This is a genomic window from Natrinema sp. CGMCC1.2065 (genome assembly GCF_051225675.1).
GTDB classification, from domain to species: Archaea; Halobacteriota; Halobacteria; order Halobacteriales; family Natrialbaceae; genus Natrinema; species Natrinema thermotolerans.
On record NZ_JBPJSJ010000017.1, the window covers coordinates 46,562 to 64,869 of the forward strand.

The following is an 18,308-nucleotide window of genomic DNA, read 5'->3' on the forward strand; positions in this document are numbered from 1 at the left end:
CTCATATGAGTAGCACCGCCGATACGGACGACGTGATCGAGGTCAGTGCCGATGGGGTAACCGTCCGGAAGACGTTCGCAGCGGACGAGTTCCCCGTCCCCGCGATCCGGTTCGAGATCGAATCGGACCGTGACGAGCCGGTCACGTTCCAACTCTCCGAGGACATCCCCGAATCGTTCCCGATGGACAAGGTCGGGTTCCATCCCGACTACCACAGCGACGACTGGACAGCCTATCAGGACCACCACGTCGAGTTCACGGCCACCCTCGAGCCCGACGAGACGCTCCTGACTGTCTACGGTATCCAACTCGAGGACGAGAGCCGCGCGACGGCGTTTCTCGGGGAGCCCGCGATCGCCGATCTCAGCGCCCGCGACGACGCCGCCGACACGGCCGACGAGGTCGACGACGAAGTCATCGGCAACATCGTCTCGGAGGACCGCAATCAGGCCGTCAAGGACATGATCTCCGGCGATTCCGACTCGGTACCGGGACTCGAGGACGAAGCGGAGAACGTGGCCGACGAGACGACCACAACGGCCGCCGAAACCGACGCCGAATCCACCGACGCCGAGGCGGAGGACGACGAGTCGGCGGGGCTAGACCTCGACCTCGAGAACGTCGATCCCGAGCCGGAGACGGCCGATACGGACGATGACGAGGAGACGGAGGAAACGCCGGATATCGATCTCGGCTTCGACGACGAGGAGATCCCCGAGCCCGACGAGGACACGGCTGCTGACGACGATGCAGGCCTTTCGATCGGGGCCGACGAGGGCGGGATCGAGATAGGGACCGACGAGGACCTCGAGATCGATAGCGAGGCGGACGAAGACGATACGGCGGACGGATCGGACGAGCCCAGCGTCGATCTCGATCTCGGCGACGAGGCCGACGACTCGAGCCCTGCGGCCGACACCGCGACCGAAGCGGCTGCCGAAGCCGACGACGAGACGGCAGCCGACGACGACGCCGCGATCGAACTCGACATCGACGACGATGCCGACGAAGGCGACGCTGACGATGTGGCCGAGGAAGACGATGCCGGCGACGCGCCCGAAATCGATCTGGCGGCGGACGATGCTGACCCGTCCGAGCCCGACGTTGCGACCGAAGCCGACGAGACGGCGAGTGACGACGGCGACGAAGCCACGGCCGCCGAGGAATCCGACGACGCGCTCGAGGCGTCTGCGGAAGCCGACGCGGAACCGGACTCCGAAGCGGCTGACGACGAATCCCTTGCTGAGTCCGACGCTGAAACCACTGCCGACAGTGACCTCGAGGCGGACACGGATGAGGAACCCGACGGCGAAGCGACCGACGACACCGATCTCGAGGCGGAGTCCCAGCCGGAGCCCGATACGCAGCCGGCCACCGAATCCGAGCCCGAGGTCGACGCCGACTCGACAGCCGATGAGGCCGGTGTGACGGCCGGAATCGAAGACGAGCCACCGGTCGAGGACGCCGCCGCGACGGCCGACGCCGCCCCGAATCCGGCACCGGAGTTCACCGGCTCCGTCGCCACACGGCTCGCGACCGAGATCCGCGAAGGCAACGTCGACGACGACGATCTCGAGGCGATCCGTGCCGAACTCGACGTCGAGCCCACGGGTGTCGAGATCGCGAAAGTCGATCACCTCCAGTCCCGTGTCGAGGAAGTGGCCGCCTACACCGACGCCCTCGAGACGTTCCTCGAGGAGAACGGGACGGGGGCACAGCTCATCGAAGATCTCCAGTCCGATCTCGAAGCGCTGGAAGCCGAAATCGAGTCCGTCGACGACCGACTCGAGGGGACCACCTCGCGGGTCGACGAGGTCGCCGCGGACGTCGACGATCTCAGCGACTGGAACGGCGATCTCCAGTCGGAGGTAAACGCCGTCGACGACGACGTCGAGGGCCTCGAGGCCGACCTCGCGGACGTGGAAGCCGACGTCGAGTCCGTCGACGACGAGGTCGAGACGGTTGCGGACGATCTCGAAACCGTGGAGGACGACGTGGAATCAATCGAGGACGATGTCGAGGAGCTTGAAGACGATGTCGACGGGGTCGAGGATGACGTGGAGTCAGTCGAAGACGACGTCGAGGATCTCGAGGACGATATCGAGGACCTCGCGGACGATGTCGAGACGGTGCGTGCGGACGTGACCGACATTCAGGAGTGGCGCGACCAGCTCGGGTCGATGTTCTCGGACTGACGGCGTCTCGCCTCGGAAACACAACTCGTTTATCCGTCGCCGGTCGACAGTCGCTCGATGGGCGAGACGATACCGATCGCTGTGCCGCGAAAGGGACGACCGCTCGAGTCGGTACTGGACCGGCTGGCCGACCGGCTCGACGTTCCCGACCTCGCGGACGATATCACGTCGACGCTTCGCCACGAAAAGGCGCTCACGAAGGGGACGATCGACCCCGACGAGGAGGACGTTTACCATCGTCTCGCCGCCTACAGCACCGTCGACGATCCGACCGCGCCCGAATACACGCTCTTGCGTGACGACCGCGCCGGCAAGCCCCGTCGGATCGTCTTCGATAGCGTCACGATCCCGCTTTCCCACGTCGAGAGCGCACCCGACGGCGCGGCGATCCAACTCGTGGGTCGCGAGGAACCGTTCCGGTCGCTCCGGACTCACGAGTTCGCCCTCGGGTTCGACAGCGCTGATCTGGTTCTCGAGGAGGTCGTCGAACTCCGAGCGGAGCCGCTGAACCGGATCGCCGACATCAACGCCCGGATCAACCCCTCGGATACCGACGTGCAGGTCGTCACCGGAATGGGCGATACCGTCTATCATACGCTGCTGGCGACGCCCGAAGTCGCACCGTCCGAAGGCTCGCTCGATCGGGACTTCCTCGAGGCGTACCAAGGACCGCTCTGTATCGAACCGCGATACGAACGGCTCGTCCAGGCAGTGCTTGGAACCCGAGCGCTCGAGGGCATCGAGTTTCGCTACCCGGAAGAGGGTCGCGAAGAGGAGGCGGCGATCGCGGAGACGGGCCTCGGCGTCTACCTGACCGTGACCGGCTCGACCGCACGCGATCACGGCCTCCTGCTCGGCGAGCAGCTATTCCCCAGCGAAACCGTGTTGCTGGAAAACACCGCGGAGACGACCGAAACGGTCGCGTTCGTCCGCTCGTTGTTGAACGGCGGCGACCTCGAGACCGAACTCGCCGTCGGTCACTAAATCGGAGCCGGCCACGTTACTCGGCGCCGATCTGAGAGCGCTCGAGCCGTCGCTACACGGAAGCCGACGGCTCGATGGCGGCGACTGGCTGTTCGATTGGTGAGTGGGTCGTCGTTTCGAACGGACGGGGACAATTAGTATAGCGATATAGGGTTCATGAGTCGGCTATGCAACACAGATCTTGAGTCAGCCCGGAGTAAACGGAGCCGGAACGAGTGGAGACGCGAGTGAAAACGGTGTATCGTCATCCGCCGCGAGCGTCGATGTGACTCGTCAAACGCGTCGCACTGACAGTCACTGCGTCACCGTGTAGATACTGTCGAGGTACGTCTCGCGGACCCGATCGCCCCAGTTGTGGGTGTAGGTGTCGATCACGTCGCCGGCGACGTCGCCCCGGAGATACTGGACGATCCCCCGGTCGCCGGTCCGGTCTCGCAGGTGGGTCGTGAAGAAATGCCGGAAGTAGTGTGGCGTCACGTTCTCCTCGGTACCGCCGCCGGTTCGGTACCAGCCTCGTTCTCGAGCGTGTTTCTCGACGATATAGCGGACGTCCGACGGCGTGAGCCGCTGGCCCCAGGAATCGCGAGTGTCGAGAAAGAGCGGTCGCGCCGGCGAGACCGCGTCCGGTCGGATCGCCAGCCACTCACACAGGACCCGGCGGAGTTCCTCGTCGACGGGGACGACCGTCTCGCGCTTTCGCTTGTTCGAGGCCGTCCGCTCCTCGCCGTTGACCGTGGTGGCGCGGGCCGGCTCCGACGACACGAACAGCGACGCCGGCCGCTGCTCGAGGCCGACCCGCGGGGTCCACTCGAGGTCGACTGGGGGCGTCTCGAGGTGGAGATCCCGCAGATCGAGGTTGCACAGCTCGCCGACCCGCATCCCGGTCTTCAAGAGGGTGACGACGACGGCCCGCTCGAGCGGGTGGGCGATCCCGTCGACGAACGACCGCATTTCGGCGATCGAGATGTCCCGCCGCGTGGGGTTCGTCTCGATCGATTCGGACAGCTCCTCCATGACCAGTGCCATCGGGTTGTCGTCGAAGACACCGACGCGGGTCATGTACTCGTAAAACCGGTTGAGATAGGAGGCGTAGGTCGCGATCGTACTGGATTCGAACTCGCCGCGCAGCGAGTGAATCCAGGCCATACACTCCCGACGCCCCGCCGCGCCGGTCGCCTCGGTATCGAACCGCTCGATGAGAAAGGACTCGAACCGGCGCAACACCCGGTCGTAGGCCTCGAGAGTACGCTCGCTCTTGCCGTGATACCGTTGGTCGTCGAGGAAGTACGCGATGGGGTCGGTCACGTCCTCGGGGGCCTCGGCGGTCGGCTCAATCGCCATCGCCATCACCGTCGACGACCGTGTATCCGCCGTGGCGACCGCTGTATCGAATCCGGTTGTCCGCCTGTAACTCCTCGAGGGTCTCGTCCAGTCGCGACTCGATGTCGTCGGCGACTGCCTCGAGCAGTTCGTCCCAAGAGTACGTGTCGGATTCCAGTAACTCGAGGACCTGTGTTTCGAGGGCGTTACCCCCAGGGTCAGAGCCGGATGAATCGGGTTCCGCTGTGGCGTTCGGCTCGGGGTCGAACCCCTTTCGTCCGGCCTGGACCATGGTCCGGACGAACTCACTCTGGCTCATATCGAGGTCGTCGGCGTGGGATTGCCACTCCGATTTCTGGTAGGCCGGGACGTAGGTCTTGACAGCAGCCCGAGACGTATCCGTCGAATCACCCATACCCCACCCGTCAGACGCCGCGACCTTCAATCTACCCATTATTAGAGCTAAGTAAATTTATCTCTGTCTCTATCACCCCCTCTGGCCGAGATTGCGCCCCTTAAATTCAGATTATAGGCACTTGTGGGCCTAGGATTCGGTATCAATAGCTAGTGGAAATAGTGATAGAAGTTGAGATAAATGAAGGGGAGAATACTCGATAGGTCGTGACAACGACCGACCGAAAGCAGCAGTTGGGTGACGCGTTGCTCCGACCACGGTTCGGAGACGGTACTCGAGCGAGATCGATTGACATCGAAGATCGGCTCGGAGCGCCGGCCCCCTCGAGAACACTCGCTATGGAACGACTGCGATCAGTCGGACGTCGGTTCGCTCGTTCGAGTCACGGCCTCGGGACCCGTGTCACTCGGAACGATCCTGTAACGACAATGGAGACTCGACACTGATCTTCAGTCGTCTCGAGGACGGGCCGAGGGAGACGCGACCGATAGTCGCGGTCGTTCCGTAGTAGTGTCGCCCCCTTGCCGTTTGCAGTGGCTTCGGTCGGCGACATCGTCTCGGGCGGTTCTCCCACCGCGGACCGGTATCGCTCGTTGTTCGCCGGGAGCCGGCGGGACTCACTCTATTAGCCGCTGAAACGAGTTACACGCTGATCGCAACGCTGTCGTGCGATCTGGTGTGCAATGACTTTCAGCGGCTACTATACCCGTCCCCGGAGTCGGGGACGTGGCCGACGACGGATCCCCCTCCTGCAGACCTCTTATCGGCGTCGAGTTACGCTACGACAGTCGATTTACGGCCCAAAGCGTCGTCTTTTCAGTCCTTCCCATCTTCTTTCGCTCTCTCCGCTTAGAACGCTCCTGAGCCGTTCCATATCGTTCCGGTCCAATGGAACCCCTCTCGTTTTCTATCGGTCTCGAGGTCGGACTCGCTTGGAGAGCGGTCCGTCTCGGGCGGTAGCACGCTCGTGCTGTGTGTGGGCCGGGCGAGATCGTACCGTCGCAGGATAAATCACATGTAGCTATACACATCTTGATCGATCACCGTGGACCCCGTCCCTCTCCGGACGGAAATCGAAGCGAATCAGCGAGGGGGACGAGTATCTCCCCGATTGCCCCGTCGATCGAAGATACCGTCCGTCTCGCGTTCACGCCGGTGCCGACGACGGATTACCGTTCGTCGTCCGACTCCGGCGGCGGGCCCTCGTCGCTCGAGTCCCCGTCGTCGGCCTCCCGGAACCACTGGCCGACCGTCCGCTGGCGCTTGCGTGCCCGCAGCCGTTCCTGCAGCCGTTCCTCGAGGTCGGCCTGTAGCTCGAGGCCCCGATCGGCGTCGATGTCGTGGGCGGTCGCGGCCCGCCCGAGCAGCGAGGCCGAACTCGCGGTGTCGGCGGTGACGCTGGCGAGGGACCGCCGGCGCTGGAAGACCGTCGCCTGATGGAGGACGGCCTGGACCCGGTAGTAGGGGACGACCTTCGTCGTCCGCCGCCAGAAGCCGGTCCGCGTGAGGAAGTACCGGTCGTCGACCCGGTAGCCCCGGCTGGTCCACTTCAGGTGGGCGGCGGGCGGGACGAGGACGGCGAGTGCGGCCAGCAGGTACCACCGGCCGAGGACTCCCGCGTACCGGGCCACCAGCGCCGCGATCCCGACGACGGCGGCGACGACGAGCAGGTACCGGATCGCGTACCGCTCGCGCGCACGGCGGGGCGGCGACTCGAGGTCGACCGGGCCGAACGGTTCGATCGCGCGTGCGAGTTCGTTCACCCGGTCGGCGTCGGCAAGCGGGATCGCGGACTCGGTGCCCCTGGAGTCGGACTGTCCGGGCGCGTAGCCGGCCGTCTCGACGCTGAGGGCGGCGTACCCGAACCAGCGGAACGGAACCGACTTCGAGATCGTCAGCGCCTGAACCTTCTCGAGCGGGATCGTCCCGCTGTAGCGCTGCAGGAGTCCGCGCTCGTAGTAGAGTTCGTCGTCGGCGCGGGTGAGCCGGAACCCGTAGTATCGGGTGAACGTAAGCACCGCGCTGACGACCCAGGCGGCGAGCAGGAACAGGAGGAGGCCCCACACGAGGACGAGCGGACCCGTTTCGGGGCCCGGAAGCCAGCCGATACGATCCCCGGGCAGCAGCGTCGCGGGATCGAACCCGCTGGCAAAGGACAGCGCGATACCGCCGAGGAGGCTTGCCCCGGGGTCGATGGTGAAGACGCTCAGGATCACGAGTTCTCGCGGGCGAATCTCGAACAGGAGCGTTTCGTCGGGGCCGGCGTCGGACGCCGTAGTGTGGTCGTCCGCCTCGAGGGCGTCGTCGGCCGGTTTGCCCCCGCTCGCGCCACGCCGGAGCTGTCGCCTGAGCCGATGGGCCTCGTCCTCCGAGACGTACTCGAGGCTGACTTCGGTCTGACCGCCGCCGGCGGTCTCGATATGGACGGCGGCGATGCCGAGGACGCGACCGAGGACGTTCTGTCTGATGTCGACGTTCTGGATCCGACCGAGCGGGAGTTCGCGGTCCCGACGCGCGAGGACGCCGGAGGTGACGTCGAACGTATCGTCGGTCAGGTCGTACCGGAACCGCTGGTAGTAGGCGAACTCGTAGACGATGCCGACGACGATCCCGACCGCGACGAGACCGAACACCGACAGGAGATCGATCCCGTTCCCGCCGGGCGAGACGACGACGCCGACGACGAAAAACAGGAAGCCGGTATTGAGACTCCGTGACAGCGAACGGACGGCGACCGACGCGGGATGCAGCGATCTCATACGGCGTCTTCACCCTCGCTCTCGATCGCGAGACCCCGAAGCGACTCCTGAAGCGATTCCGCACGGGCCGGCGTCAGCCCGGGGATCGCGACGTCCGAACTCCGGGAGCCGGCCGTGTAGACCACGACCGTCGCGAGCCCGGTCGTCCGCTCGAGCGGCGAGCGCCGGGAGTCGACGTGCTGGACCCGGACGTAGGGGACGACGGTTCTGACTCGCGTAAAGACGCCGCGCTCGATGTAGAGGTCGTCGTCCCGGAGTTCGAACCGCCAGACACCGTAGCGAAGCCAGGCGACGACGACCCGGAGGACGGCGAGGACGACGGCGATCGCGACGGCGGCCGGCACGAGGACGTCCGGCGCGCCCGCCCAGAGATCGGTCCGGGTGACCCCGATCGCGGCACCGACGACGATCCCACCGAAGATCGCGGCCCGAACCAGCGCAAGGGCCAGCCAGACGACCCGCACTCGCGGCGTGAGCCGTTCCATACCTATCCTGAGGGGACGACCCGATTAAAACATGGGAAAGCGGCGGTGAGTTTGCAACGACCGAGAGCGTCGGCGAGGGAACGACGCTGTCGCTGCCCGAAGTGCAGTTCGGCATCGCCGCGACGCGTACGTTCCCTTCCTCGAGGCCGTGGTCGGGACCAGAACTGCAACGGAGATCGTCCTCACGGGCGAGGAGATCGGGCCCGGGGAACGGGGCTCACGAGGGATAAGTATATGACTGACGTTAACATACATTGCATAGAACGATGGGAGGCGACCGTGCCGAACTCGATCCGTTTGCGCTCAGTTCGGCGGTCGACGACCGACCGGTCGATGACGTGTTCCGGCTGCTTGCGTCGCCGACCGCTCGAGCGACGATCGTCTACTGCCACCAGCAGCCATCGCCAGCGGTCGAGGAACTCGCGGACGTGATCGCCGGCGTGGCCGCCAGCGCCGACGGGACGATCGCGTCGCCGGCCGATCGCGACCGGATCAGGATCCAGTTGTACCACGAGACGCTACCGCGGCTCGAGGACATGGGCCTGCTCGCGTTCGACAGGGAGTCCGGCGACGTCACCGAGACGTCGATCCCGGAGTCGATCCTCGACTGTCTCCGGGCCGTCGAGTGATGACGATGCGGTCGCTCCGAGACGCCTTCGAGGCGGTGGATCAACGGTACAAGACCCTCGAGATATACACCGACGACGAGTCGGTCGTGACGGCGCTCCGTCGAGGGTTCGAGACGCGAACCGCCGAGGTGACACATCGTCCGCTGGGGCTACTCGACGGGACCGGCTTCGTGATCGTCCGGGACGCCGAGGGCGCGTTTCGGGGCGCGCTGGGGCTCGAGGGGTTCGAGGCGATCCTCTCGCCGACGGACCATCCGCCGTGGGAGTTGGCCGACGCCGGGCCCGATCCCGCTCACTTGTTCGACTTCCTCGAGAACACGCTGTTTGCGTCCGCGACCCGCGAGCAGTTGCTCGCGACCTCCCGCGAGATCGAAGAGCGGGCGTGGCGGGTCGGTGCCGGCCGGCTGTACGCTGGCTTCCAGCGACCGGCGGCGTTGCGGGCCCAGACGGGGGTCTACGAGCGGTTCGGTGCCCGCGACTCGATCGACGTGACGGTGTTTCTGGCGGGGGAGTGGCCGACCCCGCTCGAGGGCGTCTCGGTCGTCACCGGCTCCGGGGAACTCGGCGCGTTCTGGTTCGTCGTCTTCGACGGCGGCGAGGACGGCAGGCACTGCGGTGCCCTGGTCGCCGAAGAACGAGACCCCGGCGAGTACGCCGGCTTCTGGACGTTCGAACCGTCGATCGTTCGCGAACTGATCGACTACCTCGAGACGAGCTACGACGCGTAGGGGCGAGAGGGGAGAGCAACTGCGAAGAACAAGGGTGACGTATCGGGGGCAGAGACCGTGGTCGCCCCCGCCGTCAGTAGACGAGACGTGAGTCGGTGTCAGTGGGTCGCGGCTCGGACGTCGTCGACGCGATAGAGGTCCTCCTGTAGTCCGTCGCCGTCACAGTCCTCGTTGGGGCACTCGTAGTGCCAGCCGTCCTGGGTCGCCGACCCCTCCTGGAATCGCTCCCCGCATACCTCACAGAGGAGCTGTCCGTCTTCGCACGTATCCCGGTGTAACTCGAGGGCAAGCTCGGTCTGAAACGACTGGTTGCAGTTGCGACAGGTGTGCATATTTCGTCTGACGCGAGCCTTCGCCAAAACTGCTTGGGTTCTTTTATTCCGGCGCAGACACCACTGATTCGGCGTCACTGTCCCGATTTGGGGTAGACGAGTCGGGAAGAAAGAACGGTCAGAAGTCGTGTTTACTCGGCGTCGAGTGTTCCGGTCGCTGGTAGCTCGACGCGGGGGACAGTGCGGCCGACGGCTCGCTCGGGTCCCCGTCCGGCGACCGACCGCGAGGGGCGGGACTACCTTTTAGCGCGCCGCGGGGCGGCGACGGTGAGTCGATTCCCCGACAGATTTGTGTTCGGCGATGCAACACTGCAGTGATGAACTCGTTCGTCATCGGTGGGCGACTGTTCGCAGGGGTGTTGCTGATCCTGGCCAACGCCTTCTTCGTCGCCATCGAGTTTGCGCTGACTCGCGCGAGACAGTTCACGGAGGAGGAGTTCGTCGGCGATAACCCGAAACTCGAGCGGGCGTGGGCAATGACCGACGACCTCGAACTCTATCTGACCACGTGTCAGGTGGGGATTACTGCCTCGAGTATCGCGGTCGGGATCGTCGCCGAACCCGCGCTGGCCGCGATCTTCGAGCCGGTGTTCGAGAACACGGCGCTGGCCACGATCGGTAGCGGGGCGATCCTCGCCTTCCTCATCATCAACCTCGTCCACCTGACCCATGGGGAGCAGACGCCGACGTATCTCGGCGTCGAGCGCTCGCGGCTGGTCTGTCGCTACGGTGCCACGCCGTTGTACTGGTTCTACCGGATCATCTCGCCGGTCATCACGCTCGGGGACGGGATCGCGAAACTGACGCTCAAGTTCTTCGGGATCGAGATGACCGGCGCGTGGCTCGAGACCGAGGAGGACGTCATCGAGTCCCGGGCCGACCTGCGAAACCGGCTGGGCTCGATCCTGCAAGAGGGCGATCTCTCCGAGGAACGTCGCGAAGAGGTGATGAACGCGTTCCAGATCGGCGAGCAGTCGATCAGCGAGCTACTGGTCCCGCCCGAGGAGATCGTCGCGCTCTCGACCGACGCCGACCCCGAGGAGAACTTCCGGAAGATGGAGGAGCGGCCCCAGACCCGCTATCCGCTGGTCGGCGACGAACTGACCGACTTCCGCGGTATCCTCTACACGCCGATCCTCGTCAGACACCGCGAGGAACTGGCCGACGGCACCGTCGACTACGAGGAGCTGGCGGCGCCGCCGATGACGCTCTCGCCCGACGCGGACGTCAGCGACGCGGTCGACCAGTTCCAGGCCGAGAACCAGGAACTCGCCCTGGTCATCGAAGACGGCGAGGTCGTCGGCCTCGTCACCGTGACCGACCTGCTCGAGGCGGTAATGGGCGACATCGAGGACCCGCTCGACCAGGCTCAGCTCGAGCCGGTCGATCGCTGATCGATCGCGGGCGCAGTCGGGACGACGGGCCCCGCGAGTGCGCGCGTTCGCTTTTTGTCCGCCGGCGTCGAGGCGATTACCGTGTACGACGACGTTCTGGTTCCGACCGACGGGAGCGCGACGAGCGAGGCGGCGGTCGAGCAGGCCGTTTCGATCGCCGAGGGTGCGGGAGCGACGGTTCACTTCCTCCACGTCGTGGACGTGGGGACGGAGATGTCCGCCGGCGCGTCGGGGAACATCGCCCCGCAGCTCACCGAGACGCTCGAGGAAGCAGCCGAGTCGGCCCTCGACGAGGCCGCGAACCGGGCCGAAGCGGCCGGCGTGAACTACGAACGGCTCACCCGCGAGGGCGACCCCCACGAGGTGATCGAAGCGTACTGCGCCGAGCGCGACGTCGGCCTCGTCGCCATGGGGGCCAGCGGCCAATCGGGCGTGAAAGAACGGCTGCTCGGCAGTACGACCGATCGCGTCGTCCGGAGCGTCGACGCGTCGGTTCTCGTCGCACGACCCTGAGAGGGTCGAGACCACCGATCGAAAACGGGATCCGCGCCGTCTCAGTCGTCCTGTCCGAGGATACCGCGTTCGGCCATCTTGCGGGGATCGAGGACCTCGTCGGCTTCCTCCTCGTCGAGATAGCCCTTCTCGAGGACGACCTCGCGGACGGTCTTGTCCTCCTTGAGCGCGGTCTTGGCGACCTCGCTCGCCTTGTCGTAGCCGATGTGGACGTTCAGCGAGGTGGCCATCGCCATCGACTGCTCGACGCGGTCCTCGCAGTAGGCCTCGTTGGCCTCGAGCTTTCGGACGAAGCGCTCGCCGAAGACCTGGCTCGCGTTCGAGATGAGTTCGGCCGACTCGAGGAAGTTGTGTGCCAGCACGGGCTTGTAGAGGTTGAGGTCGATCTGACCCTCGGCCGCGCCGGCCGAAACTGCGGCGTCGTTGCCGACGACCTGCTTGTGGACCTGGTTGACGGCCTCGGCGACGACCGGGTTGATCTTGCCGGGCATGATCGAGGAGCCGGGCTGGTTCTCCGGCTGTTCGATCTCGCCGAGTCCGTTCCGGGGGCCCGAGGCGAGCAGGCGCAGGTCGTTGGCGATCTTGTTCAGCGAGCCCGCAACCGTCCGGAGCGCGCCGTGGGCCTCGCTCATCGCGTCGTGGGCCGCCTGGGCCTCGAAGTGGTTGTCGGCCTCGCGGAACTGGACGCCGGTCTCCTTCGTGATGTACTCGGCGGCGCGGCCGGGGAACTCCTCGTGCGTGTTGAGGCCGGTCCCGGTCGCGGTCCCGCCCAGCGCGAGTTCGCCGAGGTGGTCACGGACCTGGTCGACGCGGGCCAGCCCCTTCTCGACCTGGGTGCGGTAGCCCGAGAACTCCTGGCCGAGCGTGACCGGCGTCGCGTCCTGCAGGTGCGTGCGGCCGGTCTTGATCACGTCGTCGAACTCCTCTTCTTTCTCCTCGAGCGCTTCGCGGAGGGTGTCGAGCGCGGGGATGACGTCTTTCTCCACCGCCTCGAGGGAGGCGACGTGCATCGCGGTCGGGATGACGTCGTTGCTCGACTGGCCGTAGTTGACGTGGTCGTTGGGGTGAACGACGCGGTCGCCGATCTCCGAGCCCATGATCTCGGCGGCGCGGTTGGCGATGACCTCGTTGGCGTTCATGTTCGAGGACGTGCCCGAGCCGGTCTGGAAGACGTCGACCGGGAACTGGTCGTCGTGTTCGCCGGCGATGACCTCGTCGGCGGCCTCGATGATCGCCCCGGCGACGTCGTCGTCGACGAGTCCGAGGTCGCGGTTGGCCTGCGCGGCGGCCTTCTTGACGACGCCGAGCCCGCGGATGAACCGCCGACTGAACGTGATCCCCGAGATGGGGAAGTTCTGGATCGCGCGCTGGGTCTGTGCCCCCCAGTAGGCGTCCGCGGGCACCTGCATCTCGCCGAGGCTGTCCTCCTCGAGTCGGTAATCGTCTCCGTCTGCCATACGCGGAGCGTCGGAGCGAGTCACGTAAAATCCACCGAAAGGCCGAGATCGTCCGTCCGGGCGCGCTCGCGTAGCGCCGGCTGCTAGCTCAAGTCGAAGTCGATAGTCCTAGCCACAGATTCTACTGGGAGATATAAATGTGGAAAATTTGTTTACTAATATTATAATAAAGAACTCGGCCAGTCAGGATGTGCAGAGATTTGTGATATAGGTTTACCAGATACAGGGAACCCAGTGGCAGAGACCGCCGAAGATGCTCGTGAACTCGCTGAGACAGTCGGCGATACACTTCAAGAATACACAGGACATCCCAAAGACGGAACGGCTGCAGAAGAGGTTCTTGTAACAATTATTATGATCGCTGCGGCGATCTGGCTTGCTCGCAAGAGCGCTACGAAGTGGCTCACTGGTTAAAGGTTTCCGCACCAGTTGACCAGTTTCACCAACCATTCGTTCCACAGTGGTTTTTGGTTCGCTACAGGTTTTCGGAGATGATCGTATGAAGTACACGAAACCCTATTATTGACACAAATAGCGCTAAAAAAGCAAGAATTCGATGTTCATTGAACCAAATAATGCCGATCGATAGAGCTGTCAGAGAAAGAACCGCGACCATCGCCGTAGTAAAAACAACGGATCGGGCAATCGGTTCGTACGTTGTTGCTGCTACGTACACGAACGCGAAACATCCGGCCGCTAATAGCACAGCATTTGTATTTTGTCTAATCAAATAAGACAGTAAAACTCCAAGGATTATTGCACCGAACCCACGATCGATTTGTATTCGTTTCAAGTCCACATCATAATAATGTATCCCATTTGATGTAATATTTCCCATCTGGATCTGGGATTTCCAACACAAATGTACCCCCGAACGGGCCGGCTCGTTATTGGAAGATCGAAAGCCAGCCGGGGGTATCCCGTCGCAGTAACGACCGATACTCTCGCTCGGTCACCTCGGGCCGGTCACCGTCGATCCCGTCTGCAATACGCGGGAACCGGAGCGAGTCACGTAAAATCCACCGAAAGCCCGAGATCGTCCGTGCGGGCGCGCTCGCGCAGCGCCGACTGGAGCCGTTCCCGGCCCGTGCCGTGGACCTCGCGAGCGCGCTCGAGGTCGAGGTCGTAGATCGTCGGGGACCCCCACGCAAAGGTGCGCGAGCTGGCGGTGTCGACGGCCAGCGAGGCGAGCCCGAGCCGACGCTGGAAGACCGAGCGCCGGGTCGAGACCGTCTGGATCCGGTAGTAGGGGATCACGGTCGTCCGGCGCTTCCAGAACCCGCTGCGGATCACGAGGTGGTCGTCGCCGACGAAGTAGCCGAGGTTGGCGTACTTGAGGTAGGCGGCGGGCGGTACGGCGAGGAAAACGACGGCCGTGAGATACCAGCGGTCGAACGTCGAGACCCGTGCGAGGCCGAACGCGACGGCGACGATCACGGCCGCGACGATGGCGTACCGGCCGAGATACCGGCGGCGAGCCAGCGTCGGCGGACCGCGGAAGTCGGGCGACTCGGCACCGGTGAGGTTCTCGGCGAACCGGTAGACGCGGTCCCGTTTCGCCATCGGGACCGCCGACTGGCTGCCGCCGCCGCTGTCGGGGCCGTAGCCCGCCGTCTCGACCCAGAGGCCGGCGTAGCCGACCAGCCGCTGGAGCGGGTTCTCGGTGACCGTGACCGACTGGACCTTCTCCGCGGGGATCGAGCCGCTGTAGCGCTGGACCAGCCCGCGCTCGTAGACGAAGTCCTCGCCCGCGCGGCCGAGGCGGAACCCGTAGTAGTTCGCGACCGTGTAGATCGCGCTCGAGACGTAGGTGAACACCGACCACTGGACGGCGGTGACCGCGGCCAACACCAAAAGCGGGCCGACCGCCGCCCCCTCGAGCGCGTCCGGCCCGCCGAATGGGCGAGCGGCGTCGATGACGAACGCGGGCACGAGGCCCGATCCCGAGTCGGCACCGCCGAGGAAGACGACTATCGCGATCGGAAAGACCGCCGCGCCCCACCGGAACGAGGTCACCGCGTAGAGCAGGAGTTCCCGGACCTCGAGGTCGAACAACAGCGTCGGCGCACCACCGCCTGGCGAGTGGTTCTCGCGCGTTCGTTCGGACGCGGTCGGCTCGTCCGATGCCGACTGATCGGAGTCGGGGACGGCGGTCGACTCCCCCGTGGCGGCCGTCAGCCGGCGGATTTCCGACCGGAGCCGCTCCGCCTCGTCCTCGCTGACGAACCGGAGCGTCGCTTCGGTGTCGCCGCCGCCGGCGGTCTCGATCGAGACGACTGCGAGGCCGAACAGTCGCTCGAAGAGGCCCTGGGAGAGATCGACGTTCTGGATCCGCCGGTAGGGGATCTCACGGGAGCGGCGCGCGAACACACCCGAGGAGACGTCGAACGTACTCGCGGTGACTTCGTACGTGAATCGGTAGTAGTACGCGATGCCGTAGCCGACGCCGGCGACGAGACCGATCGGGACCAACGCCAGTAGCGGTCCAATATCGATATCGAGAACGCTGGGGCCCAGCCCCACGAGCAGGACCGGGACCGAGAAGCCGGTTGCTCCGTGCTGGAGCGCCAGCATCACGGCACTGAGGGGATGTAGTCGGTTCGTCTCAGACGGCATCGTCGCCCTCGCTCTCGACGGCCAGTTCGCGGAGGGTCTCCTGCAGGCTGCGGGCCCGGTCCGGCGTCAGGCCCGGAATCCGAACGTCGGCGTTCCGAGAACCGGCAGTATAGACCACGACGCTCGAGAGGCCGAGTGCCCGCTCGATCGGGCCGAACTGGGTGTCGACGTGCTGGACGCGGACGAACGGAACGGCGGTCTCGACGAACGTGACGACGCCGCGCTCGAGGTAGAGGGCATCGTCCTGCAGTTCGAACCGCCAGACCTGATAGAGGCGGACGGCGTAGCCGACGGCGAGAACCAGTGCGACGGCGACGGCGGCCGCGATCGCGAGCGGCGGGACGGTAACTCGCCACTGATCGAGGGCGACGAGGGCGACGGCGAGGACGACCGCCGCGATCGCGCCGCGGGCGATCCAGATGAGCCTGATGCGGGGATGAAGCGTCTCCATGTCCGACTCGTGTCAACCCTGGTGGATAAAGCTACGGTTCCGACGGGGCGGAAAGACGAGCGCCGTCGGGGCCAGCGACGGACGAACGGACGGGGGCGTCGTACGGATCGCCGGCAGTCAGTTCCGGCGCGACCGCGAGCCGTCCTGCGATCGGTCCGGTAACCAGTGACAGCGGACCGGATCAGTCGTCGGCGGGGACCGTCAGGACCGGCACCGACGACGCCCGGCGGACGCGGCCGGTGACGCTGGTCGGCGAGAGGTACCGGCGGAGACCGGTCCGAGTCGGTTCGCCGATCACGACGAGATCGACGTCGTTGTGGTCGGCATAGCTGGCGATCTCCGCGGCCGGATCGCCATAGCGGAGCCGTTTCGACACCGAGACGTCGGTCCCGACGGCCGCGTCGTCGACCGCCTCGAGCGCCGTCTCGGCGCTGTCTTCCCGCCGCTCGACGATCACGTCCCAGCCGTCGACGGACGCGGTCATGCGGACGATCGACAGCGCGTCGACTCGAGCGCCGTGTCGGGCGGCTTCCGCGACCGCGACCCGCCCGACCGCAGCGGGCGTCTCACCGTCGACCGCGACGAGAACGCGATCGAATCCGGTCTCGTCGGTCGTCGCTACGTCCGTCGGGATCGATTCGTCCGTCCCGCCCAGTGCCGATGCCATACCTCACGGTATCGGCCACATAATGATATAATTGTCCAGAAAAAGCTGCATGCACGTTCGTATTTTCATTCACCGAGCCCATGTCGGCCCGTGCAGCCGTTTCACGGCGTGAAATCGGCGCCTGTCGACCGCGGTCGCTCGAGGCGGACGGGGCGCTCCCGGAAATCAGTGGGAGAAATGCAGGGGTTCGACGGACGCGAATAGACCGCGAGCGACCGATCGATCTATTCGGCCTCGAGGTCGTCGTACTCCTCGGGGGTGTACGTCGACAGCTCGAGGGCGTGGATGTCGGTGGTCATGTGATCACCCAGCGCGTCGTAGACTTCCTGGTGTTGCTGGACGAGCGGGAGCCCGTCGAAGACCGGGGAGACGACCGTCGCGGCGAGGTGGTCCTCGTCGCCTTCGTCCCGCGCGTGTGTGACCGTGGCGTCGGCGTCCTCGAGGTTCGATTCGATGACCTCCTCGACGGCTGCTGGCTTCATAGGGGAGGGTTGGTCGCTCGCGGCAAAAGCGCCGCGGTCGCGGTCGGTGGCACGGCCGGTTCAGAACGGCACGTCGTCGGGCACGTCGGGCCCCGACGATCCACTGGCCATGCCGTCGAACCCGGTGCTGACGTCGACGTAGTCGATCGCGTCGATCTCGGCCGGCAGTCGTTGCTTGATCGCCTGGGTGGTCATCGAACTGACGCCACAGCCGCTACAGGCCCCGGTCAGGGCGATCGAGACGCGCCCCGCCTCGAGGTCGACCTCGGTGATCGCGGACTCGCCGCCGTGGGCCTCGATCTGGGGGAAGTTCCGGCGGAGGAACAGCGCCACGTCTTCGCGGACAGCGTCGGCCGGGGACTGGGCCGATTCGGACTCGCTCATGGATGAGCCAAGGGACCGGAACGGTATATACTGTCGGCCGAATCGATTCTCCCCGAGATCGGGGTCGAACGATCGCGACTCGTCCCCGGGACCGCGAGCCGTCCGAGCGACGATGACGGCGACTTTATGATCGCTCGCGACGCCGTCCCCGCTATGTCACTGGCAGCCGAGACGCGACGGGCGGTCGACCGCCGTCCGTTCCTCCGGACCGCCCTGCGGGCCGGCGTCGTCAACTACACCGCCGCGGCTCGCTCGCTTCCGATCGAGGGCGATCCCGACGCGATCGCGACGGCGCTGCGCCGGTACGCCGACGAGTTGCCCGCCCGCGAGACCGACTCCCGCGACGTTCGCGTGCGGATGGAAAGCGGCGTTGGGCGACTCGAGGACGGAGCCGACCGCGACGACGCGCTCGTGACCGTCGGCGGCGCGGCCTTCGGTCCCTGCGACGGCGGGTCGACCGCCATCGTCGCGACCGGCGAGGTCGACGCGGCCGCCGC

The 18,308-nt window shown here is 65.6% G+C and carries 19 protein-coding genes; 8 read left to right on the top strand and 11 right to left on the bottom strand.

The annotated features are described in order from the left end of the window. The first annotated feature begins 5 nt into the window (after window positions 1-5). Window positions 6-2,195, top strand: a complete 2,190-nt coding sequence (locus ACSBP4_RS15920; protein WP_435552800.1) for an AAA family ATPase — start codon at window positions 6-8, stop codon at window positions 2,193-2,195. A gap of 57 nt (window positions 2,196-2,252) precedes the next feature. Continuing rightward, window positions 2,253-3,179, top strand: coding sequence for a hypothetical protein (locus ACSBP4_RS15925; protein WP_006648718.1), 927 nt, complete (start codon window positions 2,253-2,255; stop codon window positions 3,177-3,179). A gap of 294 nt (window positions 3,180-3,473) precedes the next feature. Here ACSBP4_RS15925 and ACSBP4_RS15930 read toward each other — a convergent pair whose 3' ends face one another. From ACSBP4_RS15930 to ACSBP4_RS15945, 4 genes are all read right to left on the bottom strand, one after another. Continuing rightward, a complete protein-coding gene (locus ACSBP4_RS15930) occupies window positions 3,474-4,526 on the bottom strand; it encodes a tyrosine-type recombinase/integrase (RefSeq protein WP_435552801.1) in 1,053 nt (350 codons plus the stop codon). Beyond that, window positions 4,510-4,914, bottom strand: coding sequence for a DUF5805 domain-containing protein (locus tag ACSBP4_RS15935; RefSeq protein ID WP_049964248.1), 405 nt, complete (start codon window positions 4,912-4,914; stop codon window positions 4,510-4,512). The genes ACSBP4_RS15930 and ACSBP4_RS15935 overlap by 17 nt, the downstream gene beginning before the upstream one ends. A gap of 1,169 nt (window positions 4,915-6,083) precedes the next feature. Beyond that, window positions 6,084-7,673, bottom strand: a complete 1,590-nt coding sequence (locus ACSBP4_RS15940; RefSeq protein WP_435552802.1) for a PH domain-containing protein — start codon at window positions 7,671-7,673, stop codon at window positions 6,084-6,086. Next, window positions 7,670-8,158, bottom strand: a complete 489-nt coding sequence (locus ACSBP4_RS15945) for a PH domain-containing protein (RefSeq protein WP_006180875.1) — start codon at window positions 8,156-8,158, stop codon at window positions 7,670-7,672. The genes ACSBP4_RS15940 and ACSBP4_RS15945 overlap by 4 nt, the downstream gene beginning before the upstream one ends. A gap of 266 nt (window positions 8,159-8,424) precedes the next feature. Between ACSBP4_RS15945 and ACSBP4_RS15950 the strand changes: the two genes are divergently transcribed. Further along, a complete protein-coding gene (locus ACSBP4_RS15950; RefSeq protein WP_006180876.1) occupies window positions 8,425-8,787 on the top strand; it encodes a DUF7344 domain-containing protein in 363 nt (120 codons plus the stop codon). Further along, entirely contained in the window at window positions 8,787-9,515 is a 729-nt protein-coding gene (locus ACSBP4_RS15955) for a DICT sensory domain-containing protein (RefSeq protein ID WP_435552803.1), read from the top strand. Before ACSBP4_RS15950 ends, ACSBP4_RS15955 begins: the two co-directional genes overlap by 1 nt. Window positions 9,516-9,613: 98 nt before the next feature. Here ACSBP4_RS15955 and ACSBP4_RS15960 read toward each other — a convergent pair whose 3' ends face one another. Continuing rightward, window positions 9,614-9,847: an HVO_2901 family zinc finger protein gene (locus tag ACSBP4_RS15960; RefSeq protein WP_006180878.1), complete on the bottom strand. Its 234-nt coding sequence runs from the start codon at window positions 9,845-9,847 to the stop codon at window positions 9,614-9,616. Window positions 9,848-10,164: 317 nt separating this feature from the next. Here ACSBP4_RS15960 and ACSBP4_RS15965 point away from each other — a divergent pair, with 317 nt between their 5' ends. Further along, window positions 10,165-11,241, top strand: coding sequence for a CNNM domain-containing protein (locus ACSBP4_RS15965; protein ID WP_049964184.1), 1,077 nt, complete (start codon window positions 10,165-10,167; stop codon window positions 11,239-11,241). An 81-nt stretch (window positions 11,242-11,322) separates the two neighbouring features. Further along, window positions 11,323-11,754 (top strand): universal stress protein, encoded by a 432-nt coding sequence (locus ACSBP4_RS15970; RefSeq protein ID WP_049964551.1) that lies wholly within the window; start codon window positions 11,323-11,325, stop codon window positions 11,752-11,754. Between the two features lie 41 nt (window positions 11,755-11,795). Here the strand turns inward: ACSBP4_RS15970 and ACSBP4_RS15975 are convergent, their stop codons facing one another. Next, a complete protein-coding gene (locus tag ACSBP4_RS15975) occupies window positions 11,796-13,211 on the bottom strand; it encodes a class II fumarate hydratase (protein ID WP_435552804.1) in 1,416 nt (471 codons plus the stop codon). Window positions 13,212-13,445: 234 nt separating this feature from the next. Here ACSBP4_RS15975 and ACSBP4_RS15980 point away from each other — a divergent pair, with 234 nt between their 5' ends. Then, the gene (locus ACSBP4_RS15980) at window positions 13,446-13,625 is read left to right on the top strand and encodes a hypothetical protein (protein WP_172704527.1); all 180 of its coding nucleotides are present in this window, start codon (window positions 13,446-13,448) and stop codon (window positions 13,623-13,625) included. Between the two features lie 594 nt (window positions 13,626-14,219). Here the strand turns inward: ACSBP4_RS15980 and ACSBP4_RS15985 are convergent. From ACSBP4_RS15985 to ACSBP4_RS16005, 5 genes are all read right to left on the bottom strand, one after another. Continuing rightward, on the bottom strand, window positions 14,220-15,785 hold the full coding sequence (locus ACSBP4_RS15985; protein ID WP_435552808.1) for a PH domain-containing protein: 1,566 nt from the start codon (window positions 15,783-15,785) through the stop codon (window positions 14,220-14,222). A gap of 31 nt (window positions 15,786-15,816) precedes the next feature. Continuing rightward, window positions 15,817-16,278, bottom strand: a complete 462-nt coding sequence (locus ACSBP4_RS15990) for a PH domain-containing protein (RefSeq protein ID WP_006648707.1) — start codon at window positions 16,276-16,278, stop codon at window positions 15,817-15,819. Between the two features lie 181 nt (window positions 16,279-16,459). Then, window positions 16,460-16,945 carry a universal stress protein gene (locus tag ACSBP4_RS15995; RefSeq protein WP_049964181.1) on the bottom strand — a complete coding sequence of 162 codons (486 nt, stop codon included), beginning with the start codon at window positions 16,943-16,945 and terminating at the stop codon, window positions 16,460-16,462. Window positions 16,946-17,169: 224 nt separating this feature from the next. Then, window positions 17,170-17,427, bottom strand: coding sequence for a BolA family protein (locus tag ACSBP4_RS16000; RefSeq protein WP_049964180.1), 258 nt, complete (start codon window positions 17,425-17,427; stop codon window positions 17,170-17,172). 60 nt (window positions 17,428-17,487) lie between these two features. After that, window positions 17,488-17,811 carry a NifU family protein gene (locus tag ACSBP4_RS16005; RefSeq protein ID WP_435552805.1) on the bottom strand — a complete coding sequence of 108 codons (324 nt, stop codon included), beginning with the start codon at window positions 17,809-17,811 and terminating at the stop codon, window positions 17,488-17,490. Window positions 17,812-17,964: 153 nt separating this feature from the next. Between ACSBP4_RS16005 and ACSBP4_RS16010 the strand changes: the two genes are divergently transcribed. After that, on the top strand, window positions 17,965-18,308 hold a 344-nt coding region (locus ACSBP4_RS16010; protein WP_435552806.1), incomplete at its 3' end, for a DUF7523 family protein.